The 16,048-nt window shown below is 71.3% G+C and carries 13 protein-coding genes; 5 read left to right on the top strand and 8 right to left on the bottom strand.

Features of this window, described 5'->3' with window-relative positions; genetic code table 11:
- Positions 1–236 precede the first annotated feature (236 nt).
- The gene (gene serA / locus AB0N66_RS05645) at positions 237–1,835 is read left to right on the top strand and encodes a phosphoglycerate dehydrogenase (protein WP_365429158.1); all 1,599 of its coding nucleotides are present in this window, start codon (positions 237–239) and stop codon (positions 1,833–1,835) included.
- Positions 1,836–1,904: 69 nt separating this feature from the next.
- Here the strand turns inward: serA and AB0N66_RS05640 are convergent, their stop codons facing one another.
- Positions 1,905–4,880, bottom strand: a complete 2,976-nt coding sequence (locus tag AB0N66_RS05640; RefSeq protein WP_365429155.1) for an AAA family ATPase — start codon at positions 4,878–4,880, stop codon at positions 1,905–1,907.
- 187 nt (positions 4,881–5,067) lie between these two features.
- Positions 5,068–6,624 (bottom strand): MFS transporter, encoded by a 1,557-nt coding sequence (locus AB0N66_RS05635; RefSeq protein ID WP_365429152.1) that lies wholly within the window; start codon positions 6,622–6,624, stop codon positions 5,068–5,070.
- A gap of 97 nt (positions 6,625–6,721) precedes the next feature.
- Here AB0N66_RS05635 and AB0N66_RS05630 point away from each other — a divergent pair, with 97 nt between their 5' ends.
- Complete coding sequence (locus tag AB0N66_RS05630) at positions 6,722–7,312, top strand: TetR/AcrR family transcriptional regulator (protein ID WP_365429149.1); 591 nt, start codon at positions 6,722–6,724, stop codon at positions 7,310–7,312.
- 109 nt (positions 7,313–7,421) lie between these two features.
- On the opposite strand, the gene AB0N66_RS05625 is transcribed toward AB0N66_RS05630, so the two are convergent.
- On the bottom strand, positions 7,422–8,504 hold the full coding sequence (locus AB0N66_RS05625; protein ID WP_365429146.1) for a membrane dipeptidase: 1,083 nt from the start codon (positions 8,502–8,504) through the stop codon (positions 7,422–7,424).
- Positions 8,501–9,862: an amidohydrolase family protein gene (locus AB0N66_RS05620; RefSeq protein ID WP_365429143.1), complete on the bottom strand. Its 1,362-nt coding sequence runs from the start codon at positions 9,860–9,862 to the stop codon at positions 8,501–8,503. Before AB0N66_RS05620 ends, AB0N66_RS05625 begins: the two co-directional genes overlap by 4 nt.
- Before the next feature lie 139 nt (positions 9,863–10,001).
- Between AB0N66_RS05620 and AB0N66_RS05615 the strand changes: the two genes are divergently transcribed.
- Together AB0N66_RS05615 and AB0N66_RS05610 are read left to right on the top strand one after the other, a co-directional pair.
- Positions 10,002–10,775 (top strand): IclR family transcriptional regulator, encoded by a 774-nt coding sequence (locus AB0N66_RS05615; RefSeq protein WP_365429140.1) that lies wholly within the window; start codon positions 10,002–10,004, stop codon positions 10,773–10,775.
- Positions 10,772–11,719, top strand: coding sequence for an NAD(P)-binding domain-containing protein (locus AB0N66_RS05610; protein ID WP_365429137.1), 948 nt, complete (start codon positions 10,772–10,774; stop codon positions 11,717–11,719). Before AB0N66_RS05615 ends, AB0N66_RS05610 begins: the two co-directional genes overlap by 4 nt.
- 201 nt (positions 11,720–11,920) lie before the next feature.
- Here AB0N66_RS05610 and AB0N66_RS05605 read toward each other — a convergent pair whose 3' ends face one another.
- From AB0N66_RS05605 to AB0N66_RS05590, 4 genes are read right to left on the bottom strand one after another with little or no spacing between them, the layout of a single operon-like run.
- On the bottom strand, positions 11,921–12,904 hold the full coding sequence (locus AB0N66_RS05605; RefSeq protein WP_365429134.1) for an aldo/keto reductase: 984 nt from the start codon (positions 12,902–12,904) through the stop codon (positions 11,921–11,923).
- On the bottom strand, positions 12,901–13,770 hold the full coding sequence (locus AB0N66_RS05600) for an amidohydrolase family protein (RefSeq protein ID WP_365429131.1): 870 nt from the start codon (positions 13,768–13,770) through the stop codon (positions 12,901–12,903). The genes AB0N66_RS05605 and AB0N66_RS05600 overlap by 4 nt, the downstream gene beginning before the upstream one ends.
- 52 nt (positions 13,771–13,822) lie before the next feature.
- Complete coding sequence (locus AB0N66_RS05595) at positions 13,823–14,146, bottom strand: L-rhamnose mutarotase (protein ID WP_365429128.1); 324 nt, start codon at positions 14,144–14,146, stop codon at positions 13,823–13,825.
- A gap of 5 nt (positions 14,147–14,151) precedes the next feature.
- Positions 14,152–14,913, bottom strand: coding sequence for an SDR family oxidoreductase (locus AB0N66_RS05590; protein WP_365429125.1), 762 nt, complete (start codon positions 14,911–14,913; stop codon positions 14,152–14,154).
- Between the two features lie 270 nt (positions 14,914–15,183).
- Between AB0N66_RS05590 and AB0N66_RS05585 the strand changes: the two genes are divergently transcribed.
- The gene (locus AB0N66_RS05585; protein ID WP_365429123.1) at positions 15,184–16,032 is read left to right on the top strand and encodes an FCD domain-containing protein; all 849 of its coding nucleotides are present in this window, start codon (positions 15,184–15,186) and stop codon (positions 16,030–16,032) included.
- Positions 16,033–16,048: the final 16 nt, after the last annotated feature.

The raw sequence follows: 16,048 nt of genomic DNA, 5'->3' as shown, positions 1-16,048 counted from the left end.
ACGGCGTTGTCCATCCCGTCCAGCCACGGACGGGTGATCCTTCCGCGGAGGCGTAAGGCGGCCCGGTCGGCGCCACTACACTGCTGCACATCAACAACGCGTCAGGCCCACAGCGTCGTGCGTCTTCCACGCGGCTAGGCGACGCCGGGTAAGTGCACTTCCCCGGATCCGCTGACAACCCTCCACCGCATGCGGCCGTCGGGACGGCCGTCCGCATTGGACCTGTGAGGACTCACGTGAGCACTGCGTCATCGAAACCCGTCGTACTCATCGCTGAAGAGCTGTCGCCCGCGACCGTCGACGCCCTGGGCCCCGACTTCGAGATCCGGCACTGCAACGGCGCGGACCGCGCCGAGCTGCTGCCCGCCATCGCCGATGTCGACGCGATCCTGATCCGCTCGGCAACGAAGGTCGACGCGGAGGCCGTCGCGGCCGCGAAGAAGCTGAGGGTCGTCGCACGAGCCGGCGTCGGCCTGGACAACGTCGACGTCTCCGCCGCCACCAAGGCCGGCGTCATGGTCGTCAACGCCCCCACCTCGAACATCGTGACCGCCGCCGAGCTCGCCTGCGGTCTGCTCCTTGCCACCGCGCGCCACATTCCGCAGGCCAACACGGCGCTGAAGAACGGCGAGTGGAAGCGCAGCAAGTACACAGGTGTCGAGCTCGCCGAGAAAACCCTCGGTGTCGTCGGCCTCGGCCGCATCGGCGCCCTCGTCGCGCAGCGCATGTCGGCGTTCGGCATGAAGGTCGTCGCCTACGACCCCTACGTCCAGCCTGCCCGGGCCGCGCAGATGGGCGTGAAGGTCCTGACGCTGGACGAGCTCCTCGAAGTCTCCGACTTCATCACCGTGCACCTGCCCAAGACCCCCGAGACCCTCGGTCTCATCGGCGACGAGGCACTGCACAAGGTCAAGCCGTCGGTGCGGATCGTGAACGCCGCTCGTGGCGGGATCGTCGACGAGGTCGCGCTGTACTCGGCGCTCAAGGAGGGCCGCGTCGCGGGCGCCGGCCTCGACGTGTACTCGAAGGAGCCCTGCACCGACTCCCCGCTCTTCGAGCTCGACGAGGTCGTCTGCACCCCGCACCTCGGTGCCTCCACGGACGAGGCGCAGGAGAAGGCCGGTGTCTCCGTCGCCCGCTCGGTGCGCCTCGCGCTCGCCGGTGAGCTGGTCCCGGACGCGGTGAACGTGCAGGGCGGTGTCATCGCCGAGGACGTCAAGCCGGGCCTGCCGCTCGCCGAGAACCTCGGCCGCATCTTCACCGCCCTCGCGGGCGAGGTCGCGGTCCGTCTCGACGTCGAGGTGTACGGCGAGATCACCCAGCACGACGTCAAGGTGCTCGAACTCAGCGCTCTGAAGGGCGTGTTCGAGGACGTCGTCGACGAGACCGTGTCGTACGTCAACGCCCCGCTCTTCGCGCAGGAGCGTGGGGTCGAGGTCCGGCTGACCACGAGCTCGGAGTCCCCGGACCACCGCAATGTCGTCGCCGTGCGCGGCACGCTCAGCGACGGCCAGGAGGTCTCGGTCTCCGGCACGCTGGCCGGTCCCAAGAACCTGCAGAAGATCGTCGCCGTCGGTGAGTACGACGTGGACCTCGCGCTCGCCGACCACATGGTCGTGCTGGGCTACGAGGACCGTCCCGGTGTCGTCGGCACCGTCGGCCGGATCTTCGGCGAGGCGGGCATCAACATCGCCGGCATGCAGGTCGCGCGCGCGGTCGCCGGCGGGGAGGCCCTCGCGGTCCTCACCGTGGACGACACGGTTCCGCAGAACGTGCTGACCGAGGTGGCCGACGAAATCGGGGCGACGTCGGCGCGGTCGGTCAACCTCGTCTGAGGCTGCCGGCACAGAGCATTTGAGGGCCGGGTCACCTTCGGGTGGCCCGGCCCTCCGTCGTACGACGGACTATGCGGACGTCGTCGGCTCCGGGGTGATCAGGCCCTCCCGATAAGCGATCGCCACCGCTTCCGTGCGGCCGGCGGCGCCCAGTTTGGCGAGGATGTTCGAGACGTGGACGCTCGCCGTCTTGCCGCTGATGAACAGCTCCTCGCCGATCTGGCGGTTGGTGCGGCCGAGGGCGAGGAGGCGCAGAACGTCGCTCTCGCGGGCGGTCAGTGCGGCGATGCGGTCGGCGGCGGACGGCGATTCGGCGAGGCGACCGCGCCGGATGAGGGTGTCCACGGCCTCGCGCAGCGGGACGGCACCGAGGCTGACGGCGGTGTCGCGGGCCGCGCGCGCATGCTCGGCGGCTTCCTCGCGGCGGTCCGCCGACAACAGGGCCTCGGCGAGGCGCCGCTCGCAGCGGGCCAGCTCGTACGGGTCGCCGTAGCCGAACGCGGCGACGGCCTTCTCCCACGCGGCGACATCAGGACCGGAGTGCGCGCGCAGCCATTCCGCCTCGGCGCGAGCCAGCCACGCCAGTCCCTCGGGCCCTTGCTCGGTGCCGTCCTCACCCTTCGCGGCCGTGGCTCTGGCCACCTCCACCAGCTCGGTGGCGGTGTCGGTCCAGCGGCGGGTCCCCGCCTCGTCGCCGGTGAGACGCAGTTCGACGGCCGCGTCCGCGACGGCGGACAGGGCCAGCGCGGTGAGCCGCACACCGATGTCGGGCCGCCCGGAGCCCGAGCCGTCGGCGAGCCTGACGAGGTTGTCGCGCGCGCACGCGACGGCCCCCTCGGCGTCACCCCGCAGGGCCGCGGCATCGGTCAGCACGATGCCCGCGACGAGCGAGGCCATCCAGTCGAACGGCCCGTCGAGCAGGGCGCGGGCGCGCTCGGTGGCTTGCTCCTCGCCGCGGGCGAGGGCGACGTACAGCGCGGGACCGATCGCGAACCCGCCCGCCGCGGGCAGCCGTTCGGCATCGGCGGCGGCCGCTCGGGCGCACTCGTCCCAGCGGCCCAGGGTGTAGAGGACGAGCGACTGGAGGTAGCGCAGTTCCAGGGCGTACGGCGCGGAGATGAGCCCGGAGCGGTTCGCGCGCTCCAGTCCCTCGGAGAGCCAGCCGAGGCACTCGTCCAGGTCGCCGGATTCGTAGCAGCCGATGGCGAGGTTGAAATGCGCGCGCATCTCGATCGTGACGTGGCCCGCGCGCCGGGCGAGGTCCCGCGCCAGACGAAGCCGGTCCCGGCCCTCGGCGGTGCGTCGGTTGTGCTCTTCCAGGCCGACCAGAGAGATGATCAAGTCGGCCTGTGCGTCGGACAGTTGCAGCTCCTCGGCCATGCGCAGCGCCTGGCGGCCGACGCGCTCGGCGTCCTGGTCCTGGCCCATGTACCGCGCCGCCATGACGTGGGTGGCCGCCGCCCACACCCAGGTGTGTGACGCAGGCTCGGCGGGGATCATGGCGAGCGCCTCGCTGCTGTACGTGAACGCGGCCTTCAGGCTGTCGACGCGCATCAGATTGCCCGCCAGGGTGTAGCGGACGCGGGCGGCGAGTTCGGAATCCGCGTCCGAGCCGGCCCTGGCGAGAGCGGAGCGGGTGAGGGAGACCGCCCGGTGCGTCTCCCCGGCGTGCGCGGCGGCCGCGGAGGCGCGCAGGGTGAGGGTCACCGGGTCGGCGTCGGGTCGGGCGGCGGAGTCCACCGCCGGCCACAGCTCGAGCGCGGTCTCCAGATGGCGCAGCTCTTCGGCGGGCGCGCCGACCCGCTGGGCGTGGTCGGCGGCTTCGAGCGAGGCGACGAGTGCGTCGGCGAGGTCGTGGCTCTCCCGCGAGTGATGGGCGCGCTCCGCCGCGCTCTTGGCCGAATGGCCCTGAGTGGCAAGGAGTTTGGCGAACGTGCGGTGCAGCCGGACCCGCTCCCCGGGCAGCAGGTCGGCGTACACCGCCTCGCGGGTCAGGGCATGCCGGAAGGAGTACGTGGCGTCCTCGCCGGGGACCAGCAGTTGCCGGCCGACGGCCTCCCGCAGTGCCGACTCCAGCTCGTCCTCCGGCAGTTGTACGGCGTCACGCAGCAGCTCGTGCTCGACGCGGCGCCCGGCGACGGCCGCTGTGCGCAGCACCTGCTGTGCGGTGTCGGAGAGTTGCTCGATACGGATCAGGAGCAGGTCGGCCAGGCCGCTCGGCATGGCGCCGGACGCCGGGCCGGTGTCGCCGGGGAGCGGGTCGGCGGTGGCGGCGAGCAACTCCTCGGCGTAGAAGGCGTTGCCCTCGGCGCGGTCGACGATACGGCGGACGGTCGTGTCGGACAGCGGGTCCGTGCGCAGTCCCCGGACGAGCCGGGCCACTTCGGCGTCGGCCAGCGGCCGCAGTTCCAGCCGGTCGACGGCGGGCAGCCGGACCAGCTCGGCCAGCAGGGGACGCAGGGGGTGGCGGCGGTGCAGGTCGTCCGCGCGGTACGAGGCGAAGATCGCCAGTGGATGCGGCGGGGCGCCCGAGGCCGGGCTCTGGAGGAGACCGCGGCTGAGCAGGAAGCGCAGCAGGTCGCGCGAGGACTGGTCCGCCCAGTGGAGGTCTTCGAGGATCAGCAGGAGGGGGGTGATGTCGGCGGCGTCGGAGAGCAGGGAGGCTATGCCCTCGAAGAGGCGGAGGCGGTTTCCGGTGTCGTGGGTGCCGTCGCCTCCGGTGCCCAGGAGGGGGTTGACCGCGGGGTGGGCCGCGAGCGCCTCGGTGAACCGGTCGTCCGCGGCCAGTACGCCAAGGATCTCCGTGAACGGGAGGTACGGCAGGCCGACGTCGCCGAGGTCCACGCAGTGGCCGGTGAGGACGGTCATGCCGGTTGCGGCGGCGTGGGTGGCGGCTTCTGCCACTGTGCGGGTTTTGCCGACGCCGGCGTCGCCCGCTACCAGTACGGCGTGCGGGTCGCCGTTCTTGGCGCGGGTCAGCACGCCGGTGAGCCGGGCGAGTTCGTCTGCCCGGCCGATGAACGGCGTACCGAATGTCTGTGCCACGGGACCATCCTGGCATGGGGGACCGACAGGGGGCTGTTGGCTTTTTCTCGCCCCCTCCGCCCCTACCCGTCCCGTACCTGGGGGCTGCCGCCCCCAGACCCCCGCTGTCGGCCTGAACGGCCTCGTCCTCAATCGCCGGACGGGCTGAAAACCCCCCTGGGGACGGGAATGGGCGAAAACAACCGCCTCAGGCGAGCGCCTTCTCCGCCTCCGCATCCTCGGTCTCCCGTACCCGCACCCTCCGTAGTGTCGCCGCGGCCAGCGCCGCCGCCCCCAGCAGGAGGACCGCCCCCGCGATCGCCGCCGCCTGCATGCCGCTGGTGAACGCCTCTCGGGCGGCGGTCGCCAGGGCCTGGCCCGTGTCGCCCGGCAGTTGCTGGGCGACTGCCAGCGCGCCGCCCAAGGTCTCGTGGGCCGCGACCGGTGCGTCGGAGGGGATCTCGTTGCGGTAGACCGCGGTGCCGATGGAGCCGAGGACGGCCATGCCGAGCGCGCCGCCGAACTCCGTGCCGGTCTCCAGAAGGGAGGAGGCGGCGCCCGCGTTGCCGACGGGGACCGTGCCGAGAGCGAGGTCCATCATCTGGGACATCACGGTGACGATCCCGGCGCCCACGACACCGGCTCCGGCGAGCACCAGCCACATCGAGTCCGTCCCGGTGAGGGCAAGCAGACCGTAGCCGCCCGCGGCGACGACGAAGCCGGCGGTGACGACGTATGCGCGGTTCACGCCCTGCTGCACAAGGTGGGTCGTGACCGGTGCCGCGACACCGATGAGCACCGAGGGGAGCAGCGCCCAGAGCGCGGCCTCCAGCGCGCTCTTGTCGAGCACCGACTGGATGTACTGGGTTGTGAAGTACGCCGACCCCATCACCCCGAACGCCGAGACGAGGTTGAGGACGACAGCGGGTGCGAATCCGTGCCCGCGGAACAGGGCCGGCGAGATCAGCGGGGACTTCGCGGTGCGCTGGCGCTGTACGAAGAGGTAGGCGAAGAAGAGGCCGACGGTGACCGAGAGGACGTATTCGGTGTGCCAGCCCTCGGCCGTGAGTTCCTTGAGGCCGTAGATCACGGGCAGCACGGCGGCCATCGAGAGAGGGACGCCGATGAGGTCGAAGCGGCCTGGCTCCGGGTTTTTGGACTCGGGGAGCAGGATCGGGCCGAGGACCAGCAGCAGCGCCATCGCGGGGAGGTTGACCAGGAAGACCGAGCCCCACCAGAAGTACTCGACGAGGACACCGCTCATCACCGAGCCCAGCGCGATACCGCCGGTCATGACGCCGGACCACAGGCCGACCGCCTTGGCGCGCTGGCCGGGGTCCGTGAACATCGTGCGGGTCAGCGCCATCGTCGACGGCATCAGCGTCGCGCCGCCGATGCCGAGGACCGCGCGGGCCGCGATCAGGGTCTCGGCACTGTTGGCGTACGCGGCCACGAGCGAGGCCGTGCCGAAGGCGGCGGCGCCGAACAGGAGGAGCTTGCGGCTGCCGATGCGGTCGCCGAGCGAGCCCATCGTCATCAGCAGGCCGGCCAGCACGAACGCGTAGATGTCGAAGATCCACAGTTGCTGGGTGCCGCTCGGCTCCAGGTCCGCGCTGATCGAGGGGATCGCGAAGTAGAGGACCGAGACGTCCATCGAGACCAGGAGCAGCGGCAGCATCAGCACGCCGAGGGCGGTCCATTCGCGACGGCCGGCACGGGCGGAGGGGGTGCCTGACGTGTTCGTCGTGCACTTCGGGTTCGTCATGCCAGGGACTGTACGAGCGTCTTAAACGCTTGTCTAGTACGGACGTGTAAGACGATTGTCTGGTACGGTTGTCTGGATCGGGGGTACGCTGGCTCGCATGGGACACCGTGAGGATCTGCTCGAAGGCGCCAAGCGCTGCCTGCTGGAGAAGGGGTTCGTGCGCACGACCGCGCGCGACATCGTGAAGGAGTCGGGGACGAACCTCGCCTCGATCGGCTACCACTACGGGTCGAAGGACAAGCTCCTCGCAGAGGCGTACGTCTCCCTGGTGGAGGGTCTGTCCGACGCCTTCGACCCTGGTGAGGGCGTCAGCAGCGGCGCCGCGCCGGGCTCCCTGGAGCGGTTTCAGGAGGTCTGGTCGAACATCATCCGCACCATGCGTGAGCCCCACTCGATGTGGCGGCTGAGCATGGAGATCGTGGCCATGGGGGACCAACTGCCCGAAGTTCGCGACCACTTGGCGCGCGCCCAGCGTGAGGGGTCGCGGGGGTTCGTCCCGCTGTTCATGGGCGGCCGGGAGGAGGACGTCACGGAGGAGGAGGTCGACACGGTCGGGCAGTTCTATACGACCCTGATGATGGGGCTCATCGCGCAGTGGACCTTCGACCCCGAGACGGCCACCGACGCCGAGCGGCTCACCAAGGGGCTGCGTCGCGTCATCGAGGCGTCGGAGAAGTCCGCGGGCTGAGCGGGCCGCCGTCCCGCTTCTCGATCGTGCGGTGCGCGAAGTGACCTGGCGGGGTCCGGAAACGGGCGCGCGGGCGATGCCGGTGCACCGCCCGCCGCGGACCTCTGGATCACGAGGTCCAGATGCGCTCCGCGTAGTCCGTGAAGTTCTTGCCGAGGATCTTCTCGATCCGTTCCGAGCGGTAGCCGCGCTGCTCCAGCAGCCGGATCAGCTCGCGGAACTGGTCGACACCGCGCAGGTCGACGACGAACGGATAGGCGTCGTCGCCCTCGCCCGTCGCGCTCACTCCGGCCTCGCGGCGCCGGGCGATCTGCTCGGCGAGGTCGGCCCGGTAGGCGTCCAGGTCGTCGGCGGCGGTGACCGGACCGTCGGTGCCGATGCCGACGTGGTCCTCGCCGCAGACGCTGACCGCGTGGTCGATGTGCTCGACGACGTCGGCGGCGCGGGCGTGCCCCGACGGGTTGAGGAACGGCATGAAGTAGATGCCGACGAACCCGCCGCGCGAGGCGACCAGGCGCAGTTCCTCGTCCGTCTTGTTGCGCGGGAGGTCGGTGAGCGCGCGGCAACCGGTGTGGTTGACGGACACCGGCTGCCGGGAGATCCGGGCGGCCTCCAGGCAGGTCCGCTCACCGCTGTGGGAGAGGTCGACCATGAGGTGGCGGTCGTTCAGGCGCTCGACCACCTCGCGGCCGAAGTGCGTCAGGCCGCGGTTGCGCGGCTCCATCGAGCCGTCGCCGAGTGCGTTCGCCTGGTTGTACGTCAACTGGACCACACGTACGCCGAGTTGGTCGAAGGTGTCGACGCGGGTGATGTCGTCGCCGATCGCGACGGCGTTCTGGAAGCCGTAGATGACGCCGATCCGGCCGTCCCGCCGGGCCTGGCGGAGGTCGGCCGCGCTGCGCACCTTGACGAGGTCGGCCGCGTTGTCCCGCAGGATCGTGTCCCAGACCGCTATCTCGTGCAGCGTGTGCTCGTAGGGCTCCATCTCGCCCATCACATAGCCGAGCGTGATGTTCACCGCGGTCAGTCCGGAGGCGCGGGCCTCGGCCAGTGTGCGCGCGTCGACGGTGAGGTCCTCGCTGGTCTGGCTGAGCTTGCCGGCCGCCGCGGCGGAATGGGGCGCGTTGGGGTTGTCGAGTACGCCCAGCGCGTTGACGATCATGTAGTCGTGGGTGGGAGTCGCACTGGTCATCGGCCGTCGTGTCCCTTCGGGGTGCCTGTCCCCTGATCGGCGTCGGGCGGCTGGTGGTAGTCGCTCCGGTCGTAGCGGTGACCGCGTTTGACGACGAACTCGATACTGCCGAGATGAGTCATGTCGTCGAGCGGATTCGCCGACAGGACGGCGAAGTTGGCGAGCTTGTCCGCCGCGACCGTTCCCATGACGTCCTGTGCGCCCATGCTCATCGCGCCGACCAGGGTGGCCGAGCGGATGACCTGCGCCGCGGGGATGCCGCACTCCCGTGCAAGGAAGGCCATTTCGTCGTGCAGTGCGGGGAAGGGGCGGTCGGGATCGGTCTCGTAGTCGGTGCCCGCGGAGATGGGGACGCCGGCACGGTAGGCGTGGGCCGTGATCGTGGCCGCCAGGCGGGAGTTGGCCCGGGCGAGTGCCAGGGAATCGGCGTCCGTCTCCTCGGGCGCGAAGTAGTGCGTCCACAGGCCGGCGGTCGCGTCGAGAATCGTGCCCTGCCGCAGCATGCGCTCGAACAGGGCCTGGAGGTGCGGGTCTTCGCCGTCGGTGAACCGGTCGTACTCGATCGGCGGCTTGTCCTTGTACGTGGTCAAGGGCTGCTTGGTGCCCTCCTGGGCGAGCGCGGTGGCGTGCGAGACCGAGTCGACGCCGGCGGCGACGACTTCACCAGGGCTCGCGGGATAGACCGTGCCGTGCGCCCAGGCGGCGAGTCCCTGCCGGTGAGCCTCGGCCGTGAGCGCGGCGACCGTCCCGGCGGGCAGGTCGGCGTAGATCTTGACCGCGTGTGCGCCGGTGCCGCGGGCCATGGCCACCGCCAGGGGCAGGTCGGTCTCGTCGGTGATCGCCTGCATCCACGGCACGGCGCCGGGCGTGGCGCCCTGTGCCGCCTCGTGGGTGCGCGGGTCGTCGAAGAAGCTCGGGCCGGCCATGAGCGCGGCGTAGCGGATGTCCGGACCGGGGATCTCGCCGACCAGCGCGGCGCGGGCGAGTTCGGCCACCTGACGGAGGTCGTCGGCCATGTCCCGGATCGCCGTGACACCGCCGTAGACCTGTCGGCGCAGCGCGGCCTCGGCGGTGGCGCGGTCGGGCGGTGTCGCGATGTGCTGGTGCGAGTCGATGAGGCCGGGGATGACGAAGCGGCCCGCGAGGTCGACGACCGGCGCGGCGGCATCGGCGATCTCGTCGGTGATCTCGGCGTCGGGAACGACCGCACGGATCATGGTGCCGTCGGTGACGATCGTCGTCGCCTGCCGTGCCGGGCCGCCCGTTCCGTCGATCAGCGTCGCGCCTCGGTAGACCACGACCGAGCCCGCTGTGGGCGCGGCGAAGGGAGTCGGCGTGCCGGGAATCTCATGACCCATCGAAATGACCCATCGAATCGGCCCCTCAGTGATGGGGGCGCAGGCGAGGTTGTTACAGTAGATGTAACATCTGTATCGTCATTGGTAACGTGGGAAATGTAGCACCGGGGTACCGGGGTACGGGAAGAGGGAGCCGCGCATGCCGAAGTCGTCGAGCTCCGCTGTCGACAAGGCACTGGATCTGATCGAGGCCCTCGCCCGGTCCGACCGCCCACAGCGGCTCAGTGAACTCGCGGACGAGGTCGGCCTGCACCGCGCGACCGCGTACCGCGTCCTGCTCGACCTGGTCCGCCGCGGCTGGGTGCTGCGCACCGACGACCACTACCTCCTCGGCGCCGCCGCGCTCCAGCTGTCGCACTCGGCGGCGCGCAACTCCCTGGTCGCGGTGGGCCGTCCGGTGCTGGAGGCCCTCTCGGAGCGCACGGACATGATGGTCAACCTCCAGGTGCTGGAAGCCGACCGCTCGCGGGTGATCGATGTCGTACGTCCGCGGCGGCTTGAGATGATCAATCACCTGCGGGACGAGATGCTGCCCGTGCACAGGTTCGCCGGTCCGGTGGCCCTGGTCGCCCAGCTCGACGAGGACACCCGGCGCCCCTATCTGCGCCCGGCCGAGGAGGCCGGTCATCCGCTCGCCGGTCCCGGCGGCCTGCTGGCGGACATCGAGCGGGCCGAGCGGACCGGTTACGCCTTCGAGCGCGGGCGGGCCGAGCAGCTCGTCGCCTCCGTGAGCCGCGCCGTGCTCTCCGCGAAGGGGTGGCCGGTCTGCGCGCTCACCCTGGTCGGACTCGACGCCGAGTTCGACGAACCTCAACTGGGCGATCTGAAGCGGCAGTTGCGCGACGCAACGGACGCGTTGCAGGACGCGCTGACGAGTCTGTCGGCCACCCCGGCACGGGCGGACTCCGCGTGACCGGCGGCGTACTGGTCCTCGACCGCTCGCAGACCCGGGCCGCGCTGGACCCGGGGAGGGTACTCGCGGCGGTCACGCGGGCGCTGGTCTCGATCAGCCGGGGTGAGGCGTCGGCCCCTCCCCGGATCGCCGCGCGGGCGCCCGCCGGACTCCTCGGCGCGATGCCGGGTTACGTTCCCGGCCTCGGCCTGGCCGCCAAGCTGGTGTCGGTCTTCGCCGTGCCCGGCCGGTCCGGCGGCAGCGCACACCGCGGTGTCGTGGCGCTGTTCGACGAACACGACGGCCGCCCGCTCGCGCTCATGGACGCCGAACCGCTCACCGCCGTGCGCACCGCCGCCGTTGCCACGATCGGCATGCGCGCGCTGGCCCGCCCCCGGCCCGCCCGGATCGCCGTACTGGGCACCGGAGTTCAGGCCCGAGCCCAGGTCGAGCTGCTCGCGACGCTCGACCCCGGCACGCCTGTCGTGGTGGGTGGGCGCGATCCCGGGCGTGCCCGGCAGCTCGCGGATCTGCATCCGAACGCCTCAGCGGGCTCCGTCGAGGCGGCGGCGCGGGGAGCCGACGTGGTGTTCTGCTGCACCGGCACCCGCGAACCGGTGCTCGACCCGTCGTGGCCGGCCGAGGGCGCCCACATCAGTTCCGTCGGCGGTTCGCACGGACCCGAACTCGACCCCCGCACGGTCCGCGCCGGATCCCTGTTCGCCGAATGGCCGGGTGCCGCGTCCTCGGCGCCGCCGGCCGGCGCCCATGAACTCCAGGGAATCCCGCCGCACCGGATCACCCTGCTCGGTTCGGTTCTCGACGGCCGCAGTCCCGGCCGTCGCGAACCGAACGAGCTGACGGTGTTCAAGTCGACGGGCCACGCCGCGCTGGACGTCGCCGCGGCGGCGGTGGTCCACGAGGTCGCCCGCGCCCACGGGATGGGCACGACCCTGGAGATGTGACGGCCGACCCGACAGGGCCTGGACGCTCCGCCGGAAGTGCCGCGTTGTGCCGCCGATCGTCTGCGGCACCCTCGTGATTGGTCGCTCCCACTTTCGGCTTCGCCCGAGCGGGGGACCCCCATCGCGGCGGAGCCGCAAGATGTCACAGCCCCGCGCCCATCGAGGGCGTCGGCGAACCGCAGCGGACTTCGCCGGACCTGCTCAGGCCGGGAACAGCTCCTCTTCGGCGACCGCGTCGAGTTCCGACCACGCGGCGGCCGTCAGGTCGTCGCCCGCCCACCGTGCGGCCGACACGACCTCCGCGGCGGAACGGAATCCCGCCACCACACCGGCCACGACGGGGTCGCGGAGCGGGAAGCGGACCGCGGCGTGCGGGAGGACCGTGTCGTGGCGGGCGCAGACCTGGGCGAGGCGCCGGGCGCGGCGCAGTATCGCCTCCGGGGCGGGGCCGTAGTCGAAGAAGGCGTCGTCGGGCGGGCTGGGGCGGCTGAGCAGGCCGGAGTTGAACGGCGCCGCGGCGACCACCGAGACCCCGCGCTCCGCGCACGCGTCCAGCAGCGGGCGGGCGGTGCGGTCGACCAGCGTCCACCGGCCGGCCACCATCACGGCGTCCACGTCCGCCTCGGCGACGACCCGCAGCAGCGGGGCGACCGCGTTCATGCCGACGCCGACCGCGCCGATGACGCCTTGGTCGCGCAGGGCGGACAAGGCGGGCAGCGCCTGGCCGAGGGCGGCGTCCAAGTGGTCGTCGGGGTCGTGGACGTACACGATGTCCACCCGGTCGAGGCCGAGCCGGCTCAGGCTGCCCTCCAGGCTTCGCAGCACGCCGTCGCGCGAGTAGTCGGGGCGGCGGATCAGCGTGTCCGGTACGGCGAAGCCCCCGGCGGTCAGGTCGGACCCGGTGGGCGCGGGGTGCGGTTCCAGGAGGCGGCCGACCTTGGTGGAGACCGTGAACTCCGTGCGCGGTCGGTGAGCGAGAGCCGCGCCGAGCCGTCGTTCGGAGAGGCCGAGGCCGTAGTGCGGGGCGGTGTCGTAGTAGCGCACACCGGCGTCCCAGGCGGCGTCGACCGCGGCCAGGGCCTGGTTCTCGTCGAGTGGGGTGTAGAGGTTGCCGATGGGGGCGGCGCCGAAACCCAGCGGGCTGATGCGGACACTCCTGCGACCGAGTCGGCCGGCGGCCGTCATGCGGTGGCCCCGGTCGCGGTTCCGGTACCGGCCGCGGTCTCGATTCCGTACCAGCGCGCCGCCGTCGTGCCGAAGACCGACTCCCGCTCGGCTGAGCTCAGTTGGTCAGTGAGTGTCTCGGCGACGGCCAGGACGTCGTCGTAGCCGGCCGCGAGCAGGCAGACCGGCCAGTCCGAGCCGTACATCAGGTGGTCGGGGCCGATGGTGTCGAGCAGGACGTCCGCGTACGGGCGCAGATCGCGGGCGGGGTCGGGGCCGGTACGGGTGACCAGGCCCGACAGTTTCACGGCCACATTGGGGCAGTCGGCCAGCTCGGTCAGCAGGGCGCTCCACGGCTCCAGGGTGTCCGCGGCGACGACCGGGTTGCCGGCGTGGTCCAGGACGAAGCGGACGTCCGGCAGTTCGCGTACGGTCCGGACGGCCGCGGCGAGTTGGTCCGGGCGTACGAGCAGGTCGTACACCAGGCCCGCGGCGCCGACCGCCTCGATGCCGCGACGGACCTCGGGACGCGCCGCCCAGTCCGGGTCGGCCTCGTCCTGGATGCCGTACCGGATGCCGACGAGCGCCGGGCCGCCGGGCCCCTCGCGCAGTTCCGCGAGACGGTCGGCGATCCCCGGGTCGGTGAGGCTCGTCCAGCCGACGACCGCCCGGACGTGCGGGTCCTGCGAGGCCAGGGCGAGGAGTTCCGGTGTCTCCTCCGGTACGGCGATGGTCTGTACGACGACGGTGGCGTCGATGGCGTTCCGGTCGAGCGCCGGGCGCAGGTCTGCGGCGGTGAAGGTCCGGCGCAGGGTGAGCAGGTCGCGGGTCCAGGGCTGGTCGCGTACCGCGAGGTCCCACAGGTGGTGATGGGCGTCGATGCGCACCGTTCGGTTCCTTGGGTCGGTGGACGGACGGAGGTGACGTGGGCCGAGGCCCTCAGTCGAGGTGGAAGATCTCCTCGGCGGGGGCCCACAACTGCCCCTCGGCCGCGCTGTCCAGCGGCTGTTGGCACGGGTCGGTGAACGTCCACCACTCGCGGGTGACCGGGTCGGCGGCGATCAGTGCGGTGTCGGCGGCGTAGTCGGTCCCCGTGTACTCCAGGTAGCTGAACAGCAGGCCGTCCCGCAGGAAGATGGAGTAGTTGCCGATGTTGGCCTCTTTGATGGCCGCGAGTACGGCCGGCCACGCGGCGGCGTGCAGGGCGCGGTACTCCGACTCCTTCTCGGGCCGCAGCCGGACCACGGCGGCGAAGCGCTGCATGGCGATCAGTCCTCCTTACGCGGCCGAAGCCGCAGTCCGTCCATACCGCCGTCCACGGCCAGCGAGGTGCCCGTGGTGGAGGCCGCTGCCGGGGAGGCCAAGTAGGCCACCGCGGCGGCGACTTCGTCGGCGCTGACCAGGCGGCCGTGCGGCTGCCTGGCCGCGAGCGCCGCGTGTTCCGCCGCCGGGTCGTCCGCCCGGTCCAGCAGGCGGTTGACCCAGGGTGTGTCGGCGGTGCCGGGGTTGACGGCGTTGACCCGGATGCCCTCCGGCAGCAGGTCGGCGGCCATCGCCCGGGTCAGCGAGAGCACCGCGCCCTTGCTCGCCGTGTACAGGGCCCGCTGGGGCAGGCCGGCCGTCGCCGCGATCGAGCTGACGTTGACGATCGCCGCGTGGGCTGAGGTGCGCAGCGCGGGCAGCGCGGCCCGGGTGACCCGCACCAGCCCGAGGACGTTGATGTTCAGCACGCGGTGCCACTCGTCGTCGGTGTTGTCCTCGATGCCGCCCTGCGCGCCGATCCCGGCGTTGTTGACCAGCACGTCCAGACCGCCGAGGACCGAAACGGCCTCCTCGACGGCGGCCACGACCGACGCGTCGTCGCCGATGTCGGCCCGGACGTGGGCGGCGAAGCGGGGTGCCGCCTCGGTCAGGTCGAGTACGGCCACCCGCGCGCCCTCGGCGGCGAGCAGGCGGGCGGTGGCCAGCCCGATACCGGAGGCACCGCCGGTGACCAGGGCACCGAGTCCGTGGAAAGCGCCCAATCTCATCGCGACCTCTCGTGCTGTCTTTAAAGAGCGATCCCAGCAAGGAAGGATCTGCTTCATCTGGCATCCAGGACCATAAGGATCTGATCCCTTGTTACGCAATAGTTCCAAAGAGATGCGGCAATTGATGCGTTAAGTCCGCTTTGTTTAGGACGATTGAACGAACTTCTTCCTCGCTCTTCTCAACACGTAACACCGATGTCATAGTTGCCCCCACCGATGAACCTGATTAATCAGAGCAGTGATCCGGCCTTGCATGAGGGGGACAACGCAGTGGGAGTTCCAACGCAGTTGCCTGGCGAAGGGAATGACGATTCGTCAGGCCGTTACCGGCCCGGTTACGAACTGGTCGCCGAGCAGCTGCTGAACTACATCGCCGAGCAGAACCTTCGCTCGGGGGACCGGCTGCCCACCGAACAGGGCCTGGCACAGATCCTGGGTGCCACCCGCAATGTCACCCGCGAGGCGGTGAAGGTCCTGGCCGCCATCGGCCGGCTGAGTGTGCGGCGTGGCGCGGGAATCTTCGTCGCCGACTCGGGCGGCGGGCTGGTGGACGACCAGCTCTCGCACTTCCGGCCGACGAGCATGGAAGACGTCCTGATGCTCCTGGACTACCGGACGGTGATCGAGTCGGAGACGGCGCGCCGTGCCGCCTCCCTCGCCACGCCGATCGAGGTCCGGACCATCCGGGAGTGCGCCGAGCAGTCGATGGTGGCGGGCAAGGCCGCCGACGGCTACGCCTTCGCCGAGGCCGACACCGCGTTCCACGACGCGGTGGGCGCCGCCGCGCACAACGTGTTCCTGAGATCGAGCGTCGCCGGCGTACGGCGCCTCGCCTCACAGTCCGACGTCCTGCTGTTCCACGGTGACGCACCAGGGTCGCTGGAAGTGGCAGCAGGACAGCACCTCGCCATAACTGAGGCGGTCGCCGCGGGGGAGGCCGATCTCGCGGCGGAGCTGATGGTGGCGCACATCGCCACCACGCAGAGCCAGTTCGAAAGAAAGATCCGCGACCGGCTGTTCAACCTGGACAGTCGAGGCGCTTCCGGCACGCCGGTGCAGCCGTCGAGGAGTACCGGTACCGCGGACGAACCGCGGTCGCCGGACGCGTCCGCGTCGTAAGGCCGCATCACGCCGT

Source organism: Streptomyces sp. NPDC093544, assembly GCF_040683495.1.
Taxonomy (GTDB): domain Bacteria; phylum Actinomycetota; class Actinomycetes; order Streptomycetales; family Streptomycetaceae; genus Streptomyces.
Note: the sequence above shows the minus strand (reverse complement) of the source record. Positions and strands in the feature narration are given on the sequence as shown.

Coding starts and splice junctions, on each gene's coding strand:
- AB0N66_RS05615 (WP_365429140.1), top strand. CDS start 10,002: ATGCCGAAGTCGTCGAGCTCCGCTGTCGACAAGGCACTGGATCTGATC.
- AB0N66_RS05605 (WP_365429134.1), bottom strand. CDS start 12,904: ATGACGGCCGCCGGCCGACTCGGTCGCAGGAGTGTCCGCATCAGCCCG.
- AB0N66_RS05590 (WP_365429125.1), bottom strand. CDS start 14,913: ATGAGATTGGGCGCTTTCCACGGACTCGGTGCCCTGGTCACCGGCGGT.
- AB0N66_RS05625 (WP_365429146.1), bottom strand. CDS start 8,504: ATGACCAGTGCGACTCCCACCCACGACTACATGATCGTCAACGCGCTG.
- AB0N66_RS05635 (WP_365429152.1), bottom strand. CDS start 6,624: ATGACGAACCCGAAGTGCACGACGAACACGTCAGGCACCCCCTCCGCC.
- AB0N66_RS05630 (WP_365429149.1), top strand. CDS start 6,722: ATGGGACACCGTGAGGATCTGCTCGAAGGCGCCAAGCGCTGCCTGCTG.
- AB0N66_RS05595 (WP_365429128.1), bottom strand. CDS start 14,146: ATGCAGCGCTTCGCCGCCGTGGTCCGGCTGCGGCCCGAGAAGGAGTCG.
- AB0N66_RS05620 (WP_365429143.1), bottom strand. CDS start 9,862: ATGGGTCATGAGATTCCCGGCACGCCGACTCCCTTCGCCGCGCCCACA.